Raw genomic sequence first — 17,160 nt, 5'->3', positions numbered from 1 at the left:
TCAGTCGAGCCCGCCGTAGGAGTGCAGGCCGGTGAAGAAGATGTTCACGCCGAAGAGGTTCATCAGCACGGTGAGGAAGCCGAGCACCGCGATCCAGGTGGCCACGTTGCGCTTCACGCTGGGCGTGGCGCGGGCGTGCAGGTAGCCGGCGTACACCACCCAGGAGATGAACGCCCAGGTCTCCTTCGGGTCCCAACCCCACGGCCGGCCCCAGGCCGCCTCGGCCCAGATGGCCCCGGCGATCACCGCGAAGGTGAAGATCGGAAACGCGAAGGCGTGCAGCGTGAAGGTCAGCCGCTCCAGGCCGGCCGCGCCGGGCAACCGCTTGGCCAGGATGTACGGGAAGCTCCGCTTGCCCTGCTCGTACCCGCTGCGCATCAGGAAACCGACCGCCGGCACCACACCGAACAGGAAGATGCCGGACGCGAAGACGATCGTCGAGACGTGGATGATGAACCAGTACGAGTTCAGCGCCGGCACCAGCGGCACGATCGGCACGTACAGCACCAACTCGGCGGTGGCGACCAGCAGCACCATCACCAGGGTGAGGAAGAGCCCGAGCTTGCGCAGCGACGGTCGCTTCCAGAGCACCACCAGCCAGGCGGCGACCCCGATGAACGTCACGGTGAGCACGAACTCGTACATGTTGCCCCAGGGCATCCGGTCGGCGGCGAGCCCCCGGGTGACCAGCGCGGCCAGGTGCAGCGCGGCGGCGACAGCGGTGGCACCCACCCCGACCAGGCCCGCGAGCCGCGCCTGCCGGGCGGAACGGTCGGCCGGGGGCGGCGACGGGACCGGCGCGGGCGGCGTCGGGAGGACACCACCGCCGGCACCGACCAACTCGCGCACCGGAGGCGCCGTGGCGACCCGGGTACGGGCGTTGCCCAGCGCGTACTCGACGGCATGGCCGATCATCGCGACCAGGTAGGCCAGGATCGCGAAGGTCACCAGATTGTCGGAGAGTGCGGACATCACTCGGCTCCTTCTCGCACGCCGGCCCGTTCGGCCGCTGGGTCAGCATCACCCTTGACCGCAGCGATGAGCTGGGTGAACTCGTCAGCGAACCCCGGATAGTCGGTACGCGGCAACCCGCCGACCTCCACCAAGCTACTACCGCTCGTCGGAGATCCTTCCCCGGGGTCGGCCGGCACCATCCGGAAGAACACCCGGCGGCGCTTGCCGAACAGCGAACCCATCAGCCCGACCAGCAGGACACCGCAGCTGACCAGCAGCATCGTCGAACCGGGGTCGTGCCGGATGGAGAGGGTGACGTACCGCTCGGTGCCCAGGAACTCGACTGTCGTGCCGTCGTCCAGCGTCCACTTCTCGCCCTTGCGGAGCAGTTTGGTGCCGACCTCCTTGACCTTCCCGGTCCGCACCTGCCTCTGGTCGAGTTCGTAGACCGAGCCGGGGATGCCGGCGTCCAGGCCGAGGTTGCCCCGGTAGGCGACCAGGTTCAGCGCCGGGTTGCGCTCGGTCGGGTACTGCGAGCGGACGAACGGCGCCTGCTCGGGTGCCGTGGGCAGGTAGATGCCGGTGAACGCCATCTGCTGGTCCGGTGCCCGCTGGCCGGTCGCCGGGTCGACGTTGGCGTCCGGGAAGGCGGCCAACCCTTCGCTGGTCAGGCCCATGTCACCGGTGGTCAGGAACGGCTCGTCACTGATCTGGCTGTTGCCGAACCGGTCGGTGTAGCGGATCACCGGGGCGTACCCGTGACCGAGCAGGTAGACGTTCGCGTCGTTCAACCGCAGCGGCGAGTTCACCGAGAAGTCGGCGCTGCGGGTCGGCTCGTCCGGGCCGTCAACCGTCACCGTGGCGTTGAAGAACTCCGGCTGACCGCTGGCCAGGAAGCGGGCCTGGAAGTCGTCCAGCCGCAGGCAGAAGCGGGGCAGGTCGGCGCTGTCCACCCGGGGGCCGAGCTTCGCCTCGGCGTACTGCTGGCGGGTGTTGCAGAACGCGTTGTCCGCGCCGGCCACCAGCAGCCGGTTGCCGCTCCAGCCGTACCAGGAGCCCAGCGCCACACCGATCAGCACCGCGATCAGCGAGGTGTGGAACAGCAGGTTGCCGGTCTCCTTGAGGTAGCCCTTCTCGGCGGAGACCTCGTCGCCGCGCACCTCGACGCGCCAGCGGCGCTTGCGCAGCACCTCGGCGATCGCCGCCGTGCCACCGGGCGGGGCGGGCAGCACTGTGTGCTGCGGCAGCCGGGCCATCCGCTTCGGCGCGGCCGGCGGCCGGGACCGCAGGGCGCGGATGTGGTCCCGCAGGCGGGGCGTGATGCAGCCGATCAGGGAGGTGAACAGCAGCAGGTAGATCGCGGAGAACCAGACCGAGCCGAAGACCTCGAACGCGCCGATCCGGTTCAGTCGGGGGGCCCAGTCGGGGTGGTCGACGAAGTACTGGTTGACCTTCTCCGGGCTGATCCCGCGCTGCGGCAGCACCGAGCCGGGGATGGCGGCGATGGCGAGCAGGAAGAGCAGGATCAGGGCCGTACGCATGCTGGTCAGCTGCCGCCACGAGTTGCGCAGCAGGGCCAGCAGCCGGTTCGGCCGGCGGCGCGGCGCGGGCGCCACGGTCTCCGGTCGGTCGTCGACGACCGTCATCAGATGCTCACCTCGCCCACCCCGACGGTGGTCTGCAACCAGATCACGAAGCTCTGCCATCCGCCGCTGACCAGGGCCAGGCCGATCAGGATGAGCAGGGCGCCGCCGACCCGGGTGACCCAGCGGCTGTTGCGCCGGACGGCGCGGAAGACCCCGAGCAGACGTTCGAAGCCCAGCCCGAAGACGATGAACGGTATCCCCAACCCGAGGCAGTACGCCACGGCGAGCACCACCGCGCGGTCGCTCTGCCCGCTGGTGGCGGCCATGCCCATCACCGCGCCGAGGGTGGGGCCGGTGCAGGGCACCCAGCTCAGCGCGAAGACCGCACCGAAGACCGGTGCGCCGAGCAAACCGGCCGACGGCAGCCGGGAGATCCGGAACTCACGTTGCAGCGCCGGGATCATCCCGAGGTAGCCCAGACCGAGCACGATGATCAGCGCGCCGACGACGATCTCCAGCTGCCGCTCGTACTCGAAGAAGACCCGGCCGATGCCGGCGAACAGGATCGCGGTGGCGACGAAGACGACGGTGAAGCCGGCGATGAACAGCAGCGTCCCGGCGAGCACCCGGCCCTTGACCGCGCCGACCCGCGCGACCCGCTCCTTGACGGCGACACCCCCGCCGGTCGGCGCCGGGTCCGCCGCCGGTCGGCGGCCCTCCAGGTCGGCGCCGGCCAGGCCGGTCACGTACGACAGGTAGCCGGGGACGAGCGGAAGCACACACGGGGACAGGAAGCTGACCAGGCCGGCGAGCGCCGCCGCGGCCATGGCGAGCAGCAGCGGCCCATCCAGCGCGAGTTGCCGGAACGTCGCGCCCATCAGTTCGGTGCCGGCTTCTCGGCGGCGATCCGTTCGACGATCGGTTGCAGGCCCTCCTGCTTGACGGCGGCCCGGATCACCGCGGCGATCCGGCCGTCCCGGTCGAGCACCACCGTCGCCGGGACGGTGTTCGGCGGGATGTCCAGGTCGAGCGCCAACCGGCTGGACGGGTCGAAGAGGCTCGGGTAAGTGACCCGCCCCTTCTCGAACGCCTTGGCCTTGTCCCGCGAGTCCTGGACGTTGACGCCGAGGAAGTCCACCCCGGAGCCCTTGGTGGCCTGGTAGACGGCTTCCAGGTCGTCCGCCTCGGCGCGGCACGGCGCGCACCAGGAACCCCAGAAGTTGACCACCACCACCTGACCGCGAGCTTCGCTGACGTCGTAGCTGCCGCCGAGGAGCAGCTCACCGGCGAGCTTCGGAGGGGCCGAGCGCTGGTCCGGGGCGCACTCGAAGATCCCGTCGGTGGTGGTCGTGCAGGTCTTCTCCTGCGCCTTCGACGACGTGCAGCCGACCAGCGCCATCGCGGCGACGCTGGCGAGCAGACCCGCGGTCCACCTCCGGGCGTTCATCAGGCCCCCTTGGCCGTCCGGGCGGTCGCGGAGAGAGCGATCAGGTGCGCGGCCGGCTCGCTGTAGCCGATGCCCACCACCTTCGCGCCGTCGAAGTGGAACGAGGTGAGACTCGCCAGCCCGCACTGCCGCTTACGCGGGTCGTGCCAGAGCCGCTTGCGCTCGACGTAACGGCGCAGCGTCCAGATCGGGAGCTGGTGCGACACCAGCACCGCCTCGCGGCCCTCGGCGGCGACCCGGGCGGCGTGCACGGCGGCGAACATCCGCTCGGCGATCACCCGGTACGCCTCACCCCAGGACGGGGTCACCGGGTCGCGCAGCACCCACCAGTTACGCGGGTCGCGGAACGACCCGTCACCCGGGGAGACCTTCTTGCCCTCGAACCAGTTGGCGCTCTCGATCAGCCGCTCGTCCACCCCGACCGGCAGCCCGAACTGGCCGGCGATCGGCTCGGCGGTCTGCTGGGCGCGTTCCAGCGGACTGGCCACCACGTGCACGATCTCCCGCTCGGCCAGGCCCTGCGCAGCGGCCTTGGCCATCTGCACGCCCAGCTCGGAGAGGCGGAAACCGGGCAGCCGGCCGTAGAGGATCTGGTCGGGGTTGTGCACCTCGCCGTGCCGGAGCACGTGAACCACCGTCTTGCTCACCGTTGACTACCCCCCGTGACCGGCCGCTGCCGCCGCGTTCGCCGCCGTCGGCAGCGCGTCGGCGATGTGCTCCAGAGCGGCGTCGTCGATCGCCGCCGACACGAACCACGATTCGAACGCGCTGGGCGGCAGGTAGACCCCGGCGGCGAGCATCGCGTGGAAGAACGCCTTGAACGCCGGCACCTGCTGGGTGCGCGCGCTGTCGTAGTCGACCACGTCGGCGTCGGTGAAGAAGATCGAGAACATGCTGCCCGCGTACGACAGGCGGTGCGGGACCCCGGCGGCGGCCAACGCGTCGGACGCCAGCTTGCCCACGACGGTCGCCGTCTCGCCGAGGCGCTGGTACAGCGCGTCGTCGGCGAGCCGCAGGGTGGCCAGACCGGCGGCGCAGGCCAGCGGGTTACCGGACAGGGTGCCGGCCTGGTAGACCGGGCCGGCCGGCGCGAGTCGCGCCATGATGTCCGCCCGCCCGCCGAACGCCGCGGCCGGCAGGCCACCACCCATGACCTTGCCGTACGTCCACAGGTCGGCGTCGGACGCGTCGAGGCCGTGCCACCCGGCGCGGGAGACCCGGAACCCGGTCATCACCTCGTCCACCACGAGCAGGGCGCCGTGGGCGTGGGCGATCCGGGCGAGCTGCTGGTTGAAGCCGTCGCGGGGGGCCACCACGCCCATGTTGCCGGCGGCGGCCTCGGTGATCACCGCGGCGATGTGCTGGCCCTCGGCGGCGAACGCCTCCTCGACGGCCCGGATGTCGTTGTACTGCAGCACGATCGTCTCGCTGGCCGCCGCGCCGGTCACGCCGGGCGAGTCGGGCAGGCCCAGCGTGGCCACGCCGGAGCCGGCGGCGGCGAGCAGGGCGTCGACGTGGCCGTGGTAGCAGCCGGCGAACTTGACGATCTTCGAGCGGCCGGTGAAGCCGCGGGCCAGCCGGATCGCCGACATGGTCGCCTCGGTGCCGGAGTTGACCAGGCGAACCTGCTCGACCGGGGTGCGGGCGACGATCTCGGCCGCCAACTCCACCTCACCGGGGGTGGGCGTGCCGAAGCTGGTGCCTCGGGCCGCGGCGGCCTGGACGGCTTCCACCACCTCCGGGTGGGCGTGCCCGAGGATCAGCGGACCCCACGAGCAGACCAGGTCGACGTAGCGGCGACCGTCGGCGTCGTACAGCCACGGCCCCTCACCACGGACCATGAAGCGCGGGGTGCCGCCGACCGCCTGGAAGGCGCGCACGGGGGAGTTGACCCCGCCCGGCACGATGGCGCGGGCGCGGTCGAACAGGACCTCGGAGGCCGGTGCGTCGGCCGGGTAGCGGCCTGGTCCGGCGGAAAAGATGTCGGTCACGATGCCGCCATTGTGACAGCGTCAGACGGCCCACCAGCAGCCACCCCGTTGTCGGGTTACCCGGCTCACCCATGACCCGCGCCCGTCGGCAGCGCCGAGAAGGGGACCCTCGTGGCCTCGACGACCATGCTCACTGCCTCGACAGGCCAGGTCGGTCGGATCGCGCTAGGCTGATCGGGTGGATCGTGCCGAACTGTCCATCACGCTACACCGGACGGGCGACGAAGCAGTGCTGCGCCTGGCCGGTGAGATCGACATGCTCACGGCGGCGCAGCTCTCCACCGTCGTCAACGAGGTGCTGGCCGACCCACCCCCGCGGATCGTGCTCGACCTCGGCGGTGTCACCTTCTGCGACTCGCAGGGGCTGGGCACCCTCGTCGTGCTCAGTCGCAAGGCCAGCCACGCACAGAGCCTGCTGATGCTGACCCACGTGGGCGACTTCCTGATCCGCGTGCTGGACATCACCGGCCTGCGCAGCGCCCTGATGATCCGCAACGACCAGCCCACCGGCTGAGCCACTCGCCGCCTCAGGCGGTGTTGCCCCAGCGGGCCTGTTCGAGCAGCCGTACCGCCCGGTCGCGGACCTCCGGGTCGTCCGAGCGGAGCAGCGCCGTCGCCTCGTCGACAGCGTCGGTGAGCCGCCGCCACTGCGTGTCGCGCTCCCGGACCAGGTCCGACTGGGTGGCCAGCTGCCGGGTCTTCACCCACAGCTCGACGAAGACCGACACCTTGGCCCGCAGCACCCACGGGTCGAACGGCTTGGTGAGATAGTCCACCGCACCCACCTGGTAACCCCGCAGCGCGAGCTGGGCGTCCCGGTCGGCGGCGGTGAGGAAGATGATCGGCACGTGTCGGGTCCGTTCGCGGCGCTTGATGTGGCTCGCCGTCTCGAAGCCGTCCATGTCCGGCATCTGCGCGTCCAACAGGATGACCGCGAAGTCGTCCACCAGCAGCTGCTTCAGCGCCGCCTCGCCGCTCTCCACCGCCACGGACTGGACCGGCAGCCCCTGGAGGATCGCCTCCAGAGCCGTCAGATTCTGCCGCCGGTCGTCCACGAGCAGCGCTTTGGCCATCTGGGTCACGAAGTCTCCTCGGTGCGGCTGCCGTTGATCCAGGACGACATCAACTCGATCAGGTCGTCCAGGTCGACCGGCTTGGTGATGTAGTCGCTGCCCCCGGCAGCGAGCGCCGACTCACGGTCGCCCGGCATCGCCTTCGCGGTCAGGAAGACCACCGGAAGGTCCGCGAACCGGTGGTTGCGGCGAATCTGACGGGTGGTCTCGTAACCGTCCTGGTCAGGCATCATGGCGTCCATCAGCACGATGTCCACCTCCGGGTGCTCGGCCAGCAGGCGGACACCGTCCGCCCCGTTGTCCGAGTACAGCACGGTCATCCCGTGCAGCTCCAACGCGCTGGTCAGGGCGAAGACGTTGCGGACGTCGTCGTCCACGATCAGCACCGTGGCGCCGTCCAGCTGGCGGGTGGCCGGCGCCTCCGGCCGGTCCGGCAGCAGCTCCAGCGGCGGCATCAGCAGCGACGACGGCAGGCCGGCCCGCTGCGGCGACGGGGTCTGCGGCGCGACCACGGCGTCCGGGGCCAGCACCTGCGGCACGAACAGGGTGAACGTCGACCCCTGACCGGGCGCGGACGAGACGGTGATGGTGCCGCCGATCAGTCGGGCCAGATCGCGGCTGATCGACAGACCCAGGCCGGTGCCGCCGTACCGGCGACTTGTCGTGCCGTCGGCCTGCTGGAACGCCTCGAAGATGATCGACAACTTGTCGTCGGAGATGCCGATCCCCGTGTCGATCACGGTGAACGCGATCACCTGCTGGGCGTTCGTCAGCGCCGGGACGTCGAAGACCGCGTTCTCCACGGCCGGGGCGATCCGCAGCGTCACCGCACCGTTGTCGGTGAACTTCACCGCGTTGGAGAGCAGGTTGCGCAGGATCTGCTGCAACCGCTGCGGGTCGGTCACCAACGCCGGCGGCAGATCCTTGCTCACCCGTACCTGGAAGTCCAGGTTCTTCTCCTCGGCCTGCGGCGCGAACGCCTGCTCGACGTAACCGCGCAGCTCGGTGAAGCGGATCTCGGTCGGCTCGACGTCCATCCGACCCGCCTCGATCTTCGACAGGTCGAGGATGTCGTCGATCAGACGCAGCAGGTCCGAGCCGGACCCGTGGATGGTCCGGGCGAACTCGATCTGCTTCGGGCTGAGGTTCTGCTCCGAGTTCTCGGCCAGCAGACGGGCCAACAGCAGCAACGAGTTCAGCGGGGTCCGCAGCTCGTGGCTCATGTTGGCCAGGAACTCCGACTTGTACGCCGACGCCCGGGTCAGCTGCTGCGCCTTCTCCTCCAGGCCCAGCCGGGCCAGCTCGATCTCCCGGTTCTTCGTCTCGATGTTGCCCTTCTGCTCGGACAGCAGCGTGGCCTTCTCCTCCAGCTCGGCGTTGGTGCGCTGCAACTCCGCCGACTGCTCCTGCATCTCGTGCGCCAGCCGCTGCGACTGGGCCAGCAGCTCCTCCGTACGCCGGTTGGCCTGGATGGTGTTGACAGCGATGCCGATGGTGAGCACCAGCCGCTCCAGGAACGACAGGTGCAGCTCGGAGAAGGCCGACACGCTGGCGAACTCGATCACCCCGAGCAGCTCACCCTCGAACAGGACGGGCAGCACCACCAGGTCGGACGGGGGTGTCTCGGCCAGCCCGGAGCGCAGGGTGAGCCGGCTGTTCGGGGAGGCGCTGACCCGGATGGTGCGACGAGAGAGCGCCGTCTGACCGACCAGCCCCTCACCCGGCCCGAAGGTGACGTCGTGCCCGCGCGCCACGTACCCGTACGAGGAGGTCAGCCGCAGCCGCATGCTGCCGTCGGCGTCGTCGGCCAGGAAGAAGGCACCGAGCTGGGCGTCGACCAGCGGGGTCACCTCCGTCATGATCATGCGGCAGACCTCGCCGAGGTCGCGCTGGCCCTGCAACAGGCCGCCGATCCGGGCGAGGTTGGAGTCCAGCCAGCCCTGCTCGGCGTTCTTCTTGGTCGTCTCCCGGAGGGTGACGATCATCTGGTTGATGTTGTCCTTCAGCTCGGCGACCTCGCCCTGCGCCTTGACCGCGATCCGCTGGGTCAGATCGCCGCGCGTCACCGACGTGGACACCTGGGCGATGGCGCGCAACTGCGTGGTCAGCGTCGAGGCGAGCTGATTGACGTTCTCGGTCAGGTCCCGCCAGGTACCGGAAACGCCCTTCACCTGCGCCTGACCGCCGAGCTTGCCCTCGATACCGACCTCGCGGGCGACCCGGGTCACCTCGTCGGCGAACGACGACAACTGGTCCACCATCGTGTTGACTGTCGACTTCAACTCCAGGATCTCGCCCTGGGCGTCCACGGTGATCTTCTGCGACAGGTCACCCTTCGCCACGGCGGTGGTCACCGAGGCGATGTTGCGGACCTGGCTGGTCAGGTTCGACGCCATCGAGTTGACGTTGTCGGTCAGGTCCCGCCAGGTGCCGGAGACGCCCTTCACCTGCGCCTGGCCACCGAGCTTGCCCTCGGTGCCCACCTCACGCGCGACCCGGGTCACCTCGTCGGCGAACGACGACAACTGGTCCACCATCGTGTTGACAGTCGACTTCAACTCCAGGATCTCGCCCCGCGCGTCCACCGTGATCTTCTGCGACAGGTCGCCCTTCGCCACCGCGGTGGAGACCTGCGCGATGTTGCGGACCTGGGCGGTCAGATTGGAGGCCATCGAGTTCACGTTGTCGGTCAGGTCACGCCAGGTGCCGGCGACCCCGCGTACCTGGGCCTGGCCACCGAGCTTGCCCTCGGTGCCCACCTCACGGGCCACCCGGGTCACCTCGTCGGCGAACGACGACAACTGGTCCACCATCGTGTTGACAGTCGACTTCAACTCCAGGATCTCGCCCCGCGCGTCCACCGTGATCTTCTGCGACAGGTCACCCTTCGCCACCGCCGTGGTCACCGAGGCGATGTTGCGGACCTGGCTGGTCAGGTTCGACGCCATCGAGTTGACGTTGTCGGTCAGGTCCCGCCAGGTGCCGGAAACGCCCTTCACCTGCGCCTGACCGCCCAGGTTGCCCTCGGTGCCCACCTCGCGGGCCACCCGGGTCACCTCGTCGGCGAACGACGACAACTGGTCGACCATCGTGTTGACGGTGTTCTTCAGCTCCAGGATCTCGCCCTGGGCGTCCACGGTGATCTTCTGCGACAGGTCACCCTTCGCCACGGCCGTGGAGACCTGGGAGATGTTGCGGACCTGGCTGGTCAGGTTGCCGGCCAGCTGGTTGACGTTCTCGGTGAGGTCCCGCCAGGTGCCGGAGACGCCGCGCACCTGGGCCTGGCCGCCCAGCTTGCCCTCGATTCCCACCTCACGCGCGACCCGGGTCACCTCGTCGGCGAACGACGACAACTGGTCCACCATCGTGTTGACGGTGTCCTTCAGCTCCAGGATCTCGCCCTGCGCCGCCACGGTGATCTTCTGCGACAGGTCGCCGCGCGCCACCGCGGTGGAGACCTGCGCGATGTTACGGACCTGGGCGGTCAGGTTCGACGCCATCGAGTTGACGCTGTCGGTCAGGTCCTTCCAGGTGCCCGCCACGTTCGGCACCTCGGCCTGGCCGCCCAACTTGCCCTCGGTGCCCACCTCGCGGGCCACCCGGGTCACCTGCTCGGCGAAGAGCCGCAGGGTGTCGGTGAGGTAGTTCATGGTGGCGGCCAGCTCGGCGACCTCACCCCGCGCGCCGACAGTGATCTTCTGCGACAGGTCACCCTTCGCCACCGCCGTCGCCACCTGCGAGATCGACCGCACCTGGCCGGTCAGGTTCGACGCCATGGTGTTCACCGAGTCGGTGAGGTCCTTCCAGGTGCCGGCGACGCCCCGCACGTCGGCCTGGCCGCCCAGCTTGCCCTCGGTGCCCACCTCACGGGCCACCCGGGTCACCTCGTCGGCGAACGACGACAGCTGGTCCACCATCGTGTTCACGGTGCGCCCGATGCGCAGGTACTCACCGCGCAGCGGCCGACCGTCGATCTCCAACGCCATGTGCTGGGACAGGTCACCGTCGGCCACCGCAACGATCACCCGGGCGATCTCGGTGGTGGGTCGACCCAGGTCGTCGATCAACGAGTTGATCGCACGCTGCCCCTCCGCCCAGGAGCCGTCCAACCCCTCGTCGTCGAGCCGCTCGGTGAGCCGGCCGTCGCGGCCGACAATCCGGCTGATCCGCCGCAGGTCCAGGTACTGCCGTTCCTGGAGCGAGACCACCTCGTTGAACGCGTCCGCCACCTCGCCCGCCTTGCCGGCGCGGCGGGGAAGCCGGACCTTCAGGTCGCCGCGACCGATCCGTCGCAGGGCCTCGGTCAACTCGCCGAGGAGCGCCTCGTGGTCGGACGCGGACGGATCCGCGAACGACTGCTTCGCCGTGGTCATCATTCCTCGCTCAACTTGGGGGCGCCGGTCCGTGCGGACACGCCGGCACCCCATATTGTGCCCGCGCACGCCGTGGTGCCAGGGTGCGCGACCCGCCAGATCGCATCGATCACCCCGCCGACCCGCCCGGTCGGCGCCGAGCCGGCACGGCGCGCCGCAAACCTCGCCCGGCACCCGCGCCGGCCCTTTCGACGCGTCGTGGCGTGCCCCGCCGCAGGTGGGACTGACCGACGCGACAGTCCCGATTGATGATCCGCTTGGCACCCGGCAGGGGGACGGTGGAGGATACGGGGGTGTCAGCCGAGGCGGGGCCCGCGACGGCCGGGGCCCGGGACGGGGCCGTCCGGCGTGTCCGGCTGCCCGCCGACCGCCGTACGCCGGCCGCCGCCCGCGCCGTGGTCCGCTCGGTGTTGACCGAGTCACACCTGGACGAGTTGGCCAACGAGGCACTGCTGCTCACCACCGAGCTGACCACCAACGCCGTCGAACACGCCGGCACCGAGTTGGACATCGAGGTCGTCGCCGACGAGGTCGGGTTGACCGTCACCGTCTCCGACTTCGCCCCCGGCTCCGGCGACGAGCTGACCGTCGGCGACCGCAACGACGCCACCGAGATCAACGAGGTCTCCGTGCGGGGCCGGGGTCTGCTGCTCGTCGACCACTTCGCCAGCCGCTGGGGCACCACGTACCTGCCCACCGGGAAGGGCGTCTGGTTCCGGCTGGACCGCCCCGGCGTCGACCCGTCCGCCGGGGGCACCGTCGGCGAGTCGACACCGGCCAGCGCCGGCCCACCGACGGGCGCCGACCCGTCCGCGCCGAGCGCCAGCGCGATGAGCGAACTCATGCAGACCGCCCCCGACCTGTACGGGGACGACCCGCTGCCCGAGTTCGCCACCAGCCTGCTGAGCCGGGTCGCCGAGATGGTGGGCGCGGCCGGCGGCACGATCCGGCTGGACCGGGGCGACGGGCAGGGCCGTCAGGTGCTGGCCCGCTTCGGTCGACCGCCCCGCCCCGGCAGTGAGCTGCTCCGGGTGCCGCTGACGGTGCACCGCCCGTACGCCGGCGAGTTGGAGCTGGACGCGGCGCCGTCGGCGTACGCCCAACCGTTGGCGGTGCTCACCGCCGAGCGGCTGTCGCTGCACCTGGAGAACGACCGGCTGCGCCGGGCCGACATCCGCCGACAGGTGTGGCTGACGTTCCTGGCCGAGGCGAGCGAACTGCTGGCCCAGTCGTTGGACGTCGACCTGACCATGGCGCTGGTGCCGCAGTTGGTGGTCCCGCGACTCGGTCAGTGGTGCGCGGTGCACACCACCGACGAGTGGGGCCGGCTGCGGTTGGCGGCGGCCAGCCACGCCGACGAGTCGATGCTGCCGCAGTTGCACAAGGTGCTGGCCGAGACCGGGCCGGATTCGGTCCAGGCCCGCCTGCGCGAGGCGTCCCGCAGCGCGGCGCAGATCCCGCTGGGCGGGCCGATGGAGGGTTTCGCGGTCCCGCTGATCGCCCGTGGGCAGCGGCTCGGCACCCTGGCGGTGGGGCGGCACCAGCGGCACCGGCACGACCCGGACGAGGTGGCAGTGTTGGAGGACGTGGCCCGGCGGGCCGCGCTGGCCATCGAGAACGCCCGGATCCACGCCGAGCGCCGTCGCGTGGCGCAGACGCTGCAGCAGTCGCTGCTGCCCCCGGTGCTGCCGGTGGTGGACGGGATCGGGTTCGCCGCCGAGTACGTCCCGACCGGCGACGACGCCGAGGTGGGGGGCGACTTCTACGACGTGGTGCCGCTGCCGGACGGGCGCTGGCTGGTGGTGATCGGTGACGTCTCGGGCAAGGGTGTCCAGGCCGCCGCGGTGACCGGGCTGGTCCGCGACGTGATCAGGGTGCTGGTCGGCGACGGCAAGCCGTTGCCGGAGGCGCTGGCCCGGCTCAACGAGACGCTTGTCGAGCGCGGTGGCGGCCGTTACTGCACGCTGGCGCTGGCAGCGGTCGGGCCGGGCGAGGGTGACCAGTTGGACGTCTCACTGCACCTCGCCGGGCACGACCGGCCGGTGCTGCTGGCCGGGACGGGCGGCGCCGAGTTCGTCGGCACCGGCGGCACCGCGCTCGGCCTGCTCGACACGATCACCTCGCCGACGGCGGAGATCGCGCTCGCCCCGGGCGATGCACTGATCTTCTACACCGACGGGGTCACCGAGCGGCGGCACGGCCGGGAGCTGTTCGGCACCGACCGGCTGCGGGACGCCGCCGCGCCCCTGGCCGGATACTCCGCCGACGTGGTGGCCGCCCGGCTGCGCGCCGCGGCGATCAACTTCTCGGTGGAGCCGCCCCGCGACGACATTGCCGTGCTGGTGCTCCGCAACGACGCGGTCTAGACGTTCGTGCGGTGCCGCCCCCAACGGGGAGACGACACCGCACGACGCCCCACCTCAACGTGCGTGGGCCAGTCCCCAGTCCAGGGCGGCGTCGGCGACCTGTTCCCAGCCCGGCTCGGCGCAGGTCCAGTGGGATCGTCCGGGGAACTCGCGGTACTCGGTGACGGTGCCGGGCGCCTTGTAGTGACGGGCGTTCGACTTGTTCACGGACGGCGGCATGATGTGGTCGGCGCCGCCCGCGACGAACAGCAGCGGCGCCCGATCCGGGTTGTGGAAGTCGACCCAGGTCTCCTGCTTGCCCGGAGTGAAGTTGGCCAGCAGCCCGTACGCCCAGACCCAGCTACCGGGCGCGGGGATGGCGTAGCGGTCGTAGGCCGCCCGTGAGTCCTCCTCGGACAGCGTGTTGGTGAACGCGTAGTGCCACTGCTCCGGTGTGAACCCGGCGGCCTGGTGGCGTTTGGCGGGGTTGTTGAGGATCGGAAATAGCGACCTGATCTGCGAGGGTGGGTTGACGCGGATGCCCTCCGGCGGGGCAGAGTCGATGACCACTCCGGCGGCACCATGGCCCCGGTCGAGCAGGAGCTGAGTCAACGTGCCGCCGAACGAGTGACCGATGATGATCGGCTTCTCCGGCAACGCCGTGATGACCTTCTCCAGGTGCGCGACAGTCTCGGGCACGGTGACTGTCGCGATCCGGTCGGGGTCGGCGCGCAGCGCCTCCACCTCGACCTCGAACCCGGGATAGGCGGGCGTGTGGACGATGTGCCCCTTGGCCTCGTAGTACGGCACCCAGTGCTCCCAGGAGCGTGGGGTCACCCACAGGCCGTGGACCAGAACGATGGTACTCATGCGTCGTACTCCTTCAAGAAGTCGAGCAGGTCGAGGCCGAGCTGCTCCCGATGGGTGTCGGTGATGCCGTGCGGTGCGCCGGGGTACGTGATCAGCCGCGCGTCCTTGATCCGGGCCGCCGACGCCTGGCCCCCGACCGCGTACGGGACGACCTGGTCGTCGTCGCCGTGGATGACAAGTGCGGGAACGTCAACGGCGTCCAAGTCCGGACGGAAGTCGGTGGCGGAGAACGCGGCGATGGACTCGTACGCGTTGCGGTGTCCGGCCTGGAGTCCCTGACGCCAGAACGCCTCCCGGACGCCTCGGGAGACGTCCGCGCCGGGCCGGTTGTGGCCGAAGAAGGGTCCGTCCGCCAGATCGTGGTACTGCTGGGAGCGGTCGGCCAACGAGCCGGCACGGATCTCGTCGAACACCTCGACCGGTACGCCGCCGGGGTTGTCCTCGGTACGCAGCATGAACGGCGGAACCGCGGAGACCAGGACGAGTTGGGCGACCCGGCCGGTGCCGTGTCGGCCGATGTAGCGGGCCACCTCGCCCCCGCCGGTGGAGAAGCCGACCAACGTCACCTCGCGCAGGTCGAGGTGGTCGAGCACAGCGGCCAGGTCATCGGCGTACGTGTTCATCTCGTTGCCGTGCCACGTCTGGGTGGAGCGACCGTGGCCGCGCCGGTCATGGGCGATCGCCCGATAGCCGTTCTCGGCCAGGAACAGTTGCTGAGCCTCCCAACTGTCTGAGTTCAGCGGCCAGCCGTGCGACAGCACGACCGGGCGGCCCGCACCCCAGTCCTTGTAGAAGATGCGCGTTCCGTCCGGGGTCGTCACGAAGCTCATCGGGCTGCCTTTCGGATCAGGTCGGCGGTGGCTGCCGGCTGGGAGATCATCGCGACGTGTGAGGCGTCGACCTCGGTGGTCCGAGCGCCCGCCCGGCGGGCCATGAAGCGCTGTGCGGCGGCCGGGATGAGGTTGTCCCTGCGGGCGACGAGGTAGAACGACGGGACGGACCGCCACGCCGGCTCGCCGGAGGGCTCACCGAGCGTGTGTACGTCGCCGGGTCGCTGCGTGGCCGCCATGACGTCCGTGGTGGCCCGGGGCAGGTCGCCGGCGAAGACGTCGCGGAACACCTCCGGTTTGACGTAGCCGTCGAAGCTGCCCGCGCCGTCGGAGGTCGGGTACGCCCGCAGGTCGAGCGCCTCCTGGCCGAGTCTGCTGCCCGGGAACTTCAGTTGCAGGCCCTGTACCGTCTCGCCCCGGTCGGGCGCGAACGCGGCGACGTACACCAGTGCCTTGACATTGGGGTTGCCGACGGCGGCGTTGGTGATGACCACGCCGCCGTAGGAGTGGGCGACGAGGACAATCGGGCCGTCCAGGGTGGCGAGGATGCTCGTGAGGTACGCGGAGTCGGCAGCGACGCTGCGCAGCGGGTTGGCCGGTGCCAGGACCCGGTAGCCGTCGCGCTGGAGCAGACGGATGACGTCGGCCCACCCGGAGGCGTCGGCGAAGGCGCCGTGCACGAGGACGATGGTCGGTCGGGTCGGGTGGTGTCGAGGCGCCGGGGCCGCGCCTGCGGGCAGACCGACGAGGGCGCCGGTCGCCGCGGCGGATCCCGCGAGCAGGGACCTGCGGGTGATAGCCATGTGATGCCTTCCGTTCGACGAGGTGGCTGTGGCGACCAACGTGCCGGGAAGCTCGACTCGACGAATCCGTATGTTGACTGTCCGTTCCTGGTACGGCTCTCAACAGGCGGTGCCGGCACCCGGCCGGGGCAGCCAGTGCAGCCGTTGGCCGAGGTTGTCCGGCGTGGCCGCGAAGGCCGCCGTCACCGCCTCGCGTCCCTGACTGAAGTGGGACCAGCCTTCGTAGTGCACCGGGATGATGGTCCGCGGCTGCGCCAGCCGGCACAGTTCCACGGCCTCAGCCGCGGTCATGCTGTAGTGCAGCGGTCCGGTGAGCGGGAACCGGACGGCGCCCAGGTGGAGCAGGACGGTGTCCACCGTCAGTCGACGGGGCACCTGGCGCAGACCCGGGAAGAGCACCGTGTCACCGGTGATCCAGAAGACGCCGTTCTGCTGCGTCGGCCACCGCAGGGCGAAGCCGATGACCGGCCCGGCGATGGGCCGGCTCAGGGGCGGACCGTGCCGGCACGGCGTCGCCATGACAGTGAGCGTGGGCTTGTCCGGGGCGTCGAGAGTGGTGGTCGCCCACGGGCGCAGTCCGCGGGCCCGGGAGCCGAGGCGGCGGGCCCCCGACCGAGTGGTGACGACGACCGGTGCCCGACCCACCAACTCGCGCCCGGCGTCGTCCAGATTGTCGGCGTGGTGGTTGTGGGTGAGCAGCACCGCGTCGACCGGCTCCACGTCGTTCACGGCCAGCGCCGGACCGCTCTGCTTGCGTGAGCTGGTGCCCCACCCGAAGGAGTAGCGGCGGCCCGGCGGATCGAAGGTGGGGTCGGTGAGGATGCGCCAGCCGCTCACCTCGATGAGCGTCGTGGGGCCGCCGATGTGCGTCACATGTACGTCATGCAC

At 70.6% G+C, this 17,160-nt stretch carries 14 protein-coding genes; 2 read left to right on the top strand and 12 right to left on the bottom strand.

What is annotated here, in order from left to right:
• Genes ccsB through hemL form a run of 6 tightly spaced genes read right to left on the bottom strand, consistent with a single transcriptional unit; the run spans position 1 to position 5,978 of the window.
• On the bottom strand, positions 1–972 hold the full coding sequence (gene ccsB, locus QCZ28_RS00690; protein WP_279514701.1) for a c-type cytochrome biogenesis protein CcsB: 972 nt from the start codon (positions 970–972) through the stop codon (positions 1–3).
• On the bottom strand, positions 972–2,600 hold the full coding sequence (locus tag QCZ28_RS00685; protein WP_279514700.1) for a cytochrome c biogenesis protein ResB: 1,629 nt from the start codon (positions 2,598–2,600) through the stop codon (positions 972–974). Before QCZ28_RS00685 ends, ccsB begins: the two co-directional genes overlap by 1 nt.
• On the bottom strand, positions 2,600–3,418 hold the full coding sequence (locus tag QCZ28_RS00680; RefSeq protein WP_279514699.1) for a cytochrome c biogenesis protein CcdA: 819 nt from the start codon (positions 3,416–3,418) through the stop codon (positions 2,600–2,602). Before QCZ28_RS00680 ends, QCZ28_RS00685 begins: the two co-directional genes overlap by 1 nt.
• The gene (locus QCZ28_RS00675) at positions 3,418–3,987 is read right to left on the bottom strand and encodes a TlpA disulfide reductase family protein (RefSeq protein WP_279514698.1); all 570 of its coding nucleotides are present in this window, start codon (positions 3,985–3,987) and stop codon (positions 3,418–3,420) included. Before QCZ28_RS00675 ends, QCZ28_RS00680 begins: the two co-directional genes overlap by 1 nt.
• Positions 3,987–4,634, bottom strand: a complete 648-nt coding sequence (locus tag QCZ28_RS00670) for a histidine phosphatase family protein (RefSeq protein ID WP_279514697.1) — start codon at positions 4,632–4,634, stop codon at positions 3,987–3,989. Before QCZ28_RS00670 ends, QCZ28_RS00675 begins: the two co-directional genes overlap by 1 nt.
• Before the next feature lie 6 nt (positions 4,635–4,640).
• Entirely contained in the window at positions 4,641–5,978 is a 1,338-nt protein-coding gene (gene hemL / locus QCZ28_RS00665; RefSeq protein ID WP_279514695.1) for a glutamate-1-semialdehyde 2,1-aminomutase, read from the bottom strand.
• Positions 5,979–6,156: 178 nt separating this feature from the next.
• On the opposite strand from hemL, the gene QCZ28_RS00660 reads away from it, so the two are divergent.
• Entirely contained in the window at positions 6,157–6,492 is a 336-nt protein-coding gene (locus QCZ28_RS00660; RefSeq protein ID WP_007454492.1) for an STAS domain-containing protein, read from the top strand.
• A gap of 13 nt (positions 6,493–6,505) precedes the next feature.
• Here QCZ28_RS00660 and QCZ28_RS00655 read toward each other — a convergent pair whose 3' ends face one another.
• Entirely contained in the window at positions 6,506–7,060 is a 555-nt protein-coding gene (locus QCZ28_RS00655; protein WP_030334012.1) for a response regulator, read from the bottom strand.
• Positions 7,057–11,424 carry a HAMP domain-containing protein gene (locus QCZ28_RS00650; protein WP_279514693.1) on the bottom strand — a complete coding sequence of 1,456 codons (4,368 nt, stop codon included), beginning with the start codon at positions 11,422–11,424 and terminating at the stop codon, positions 7,057–7,059. Before QCZ28_RS00650 ends, QCZ28_RS00655 begins: the two co-directional genes overlap by 4 nt.
• Positions 11,425–11,717: 293 nt before the next feature.
• On the opposite strand from QCZ28_RS00650, the gene QCZ28_RS00645 reads away from it, so the two are divergent.
• Positions 11,718–13,790: a SpoIIE family protein phosphatase gene (locus tag QCZ28_RS00645; RefSeq protein ID WP_279514692.1), complete on the top strand. Its 2,073-nt coding sequence runs from the start codon at positions 11,718–11,720 to the stop codon at positions 13,788–13,790.
• Positions 13,791–13,844: 54 nt separating this feature from the next.
• On the opposite strand, the gene QCZ28_RS00640 is transcribed toward QCZ28_RS00645, so the two are convergent.
• From QCZ28_RS00640 to QCZ28_RS00625, 4 genes are all read right to left on the bottom strand, one after another.
• On the bottom strand, positions 13,845–14,639 hold the full coding sequence (locus QCZ28_RS00640) for an alpha/beta hydrolase (RefSeq protein WP_279514691.1): 795 nt from the start codon (positions 14,637–14,639) through the stop codon (positions 13,845–13,847).
• Positions 14,636–15,469 carry an alpha/beta hydrolase gene (locus QCZ28_RS00635; RefSeq protein WP_279514690.1) on the bottom strand — a complete coding sequence of 278 codons (834 nt, stop codon included), beginning with the start codon at positions 15,467–15,469 and terminating at the stop codon, positions 14,636–14,638. The genes QCZ28_RS00640 and QCZ28_RS00635 overlap by 4 nt, the downstream gene beginning before the upstream one ends.
• Positions 15,466–16,272 (bottom strand): alpha/beta hydrolase, encoded by an 807-nt coding sequence (locus QCZ28_RS00630; RefSeq protein WP_279514688.1) that lies wholly within the window; start codon positions 16,270–16,272, stop codon positions 15,466–15,468. The genes QCZ28_RS00635 and QCZ28_RS00630 overlap by 4 nt, the downstream gene beginning before the upstream one ends.
• A 99-nt stretch (positions 16,273–16,371) precedes the next feature.
• On the bottom strand, positions 16,372–17,160 hold the full coding sequence (locus QCZ28_RS00625; RefSeq protein ID WP_279514687.1) for an MBL fold metallo-hydrolase: 789 nt from the start codon (positions 17,158–17,160) through the stop codon (positions 16,372–16,374).

It is taken from the genome of Micromonospora sp. DH14 (genome assembly GCF_029809455.1).
Taxonomy (GTDB): domain Bacteria; phylum Actinomycetota; class Actinomycetes; order Mycobacteriales; family Micromonosporaceae; genus Micromonospora; species Micromonospora parva.
The sequence above is the reverse complement of the archived record's forward strand: the minus strand, read 5'-3'. Positions and strand labels throughout refer to the sequence as shown.

Excerpts from the sequence above, each read along its gene's own strand:
- QCZ28_RS00675 (WP_279514698.1), bottom strand. The coding sequence starts at position 3,987 with ATGAACGCCCGGAGGTGGACCGCGGGTCTGCTCGCCAGCGTCGCCGCG.
- QCZ28_RS00650 (WP_279514693.1), bottom strand. The coding sequence starts at position 11,424 with ATGACCACGGCGAAGCAGTCGTTCGCGGATCCGTCCGCGTCCGACCAC.
- QCZ28_RS00680 (WP_279514699.1), bottom strand. The coding sequence starts at position 3,418 with ATGGGCGCGACGTTCCGGCAACTCGCGCTGGATGGGCCGCTGCTGCTC.
- QCZ28_RS00635 (WP_279514690.1), bottom strand. The coding sequence starts at position 15,469 with ATGAGCTTCGTGACGACCCCGGACGGAACGCGCATCTTCTACAAGGAC.
- QCZ28_RS00685 (WP_279514700.1), bottom strand. The coding sequence starts at position 2,600 with ATGACGGTCGTCGACGACCGACCGGAGACCGTGGCGCCCGCGCCGCGC.
- QCZ28_RS00640 (WP_279514691.1), bottom strand. The coding sequence starts at position 14,639 with ATGAGTACCATCGTTCTGGTCCACGGCCTGTGGGTGACCCCACGCTCC.
- QCZ28_RS00630 (WP_279514688.1), bottom strand. The coding sequence starts at position 16,272 with ATGGCTATCACCCGCAGGTCCCTGCTCGCGGGATCCGCCGCGGCGACC.
- ccsB (WP_279514701.1), bottom strand. The coding sequence starts at position 972 with ATGTCCGCACTCTCCGACAATCTGGTGACCTTCGCGATCCTGGCCTAC.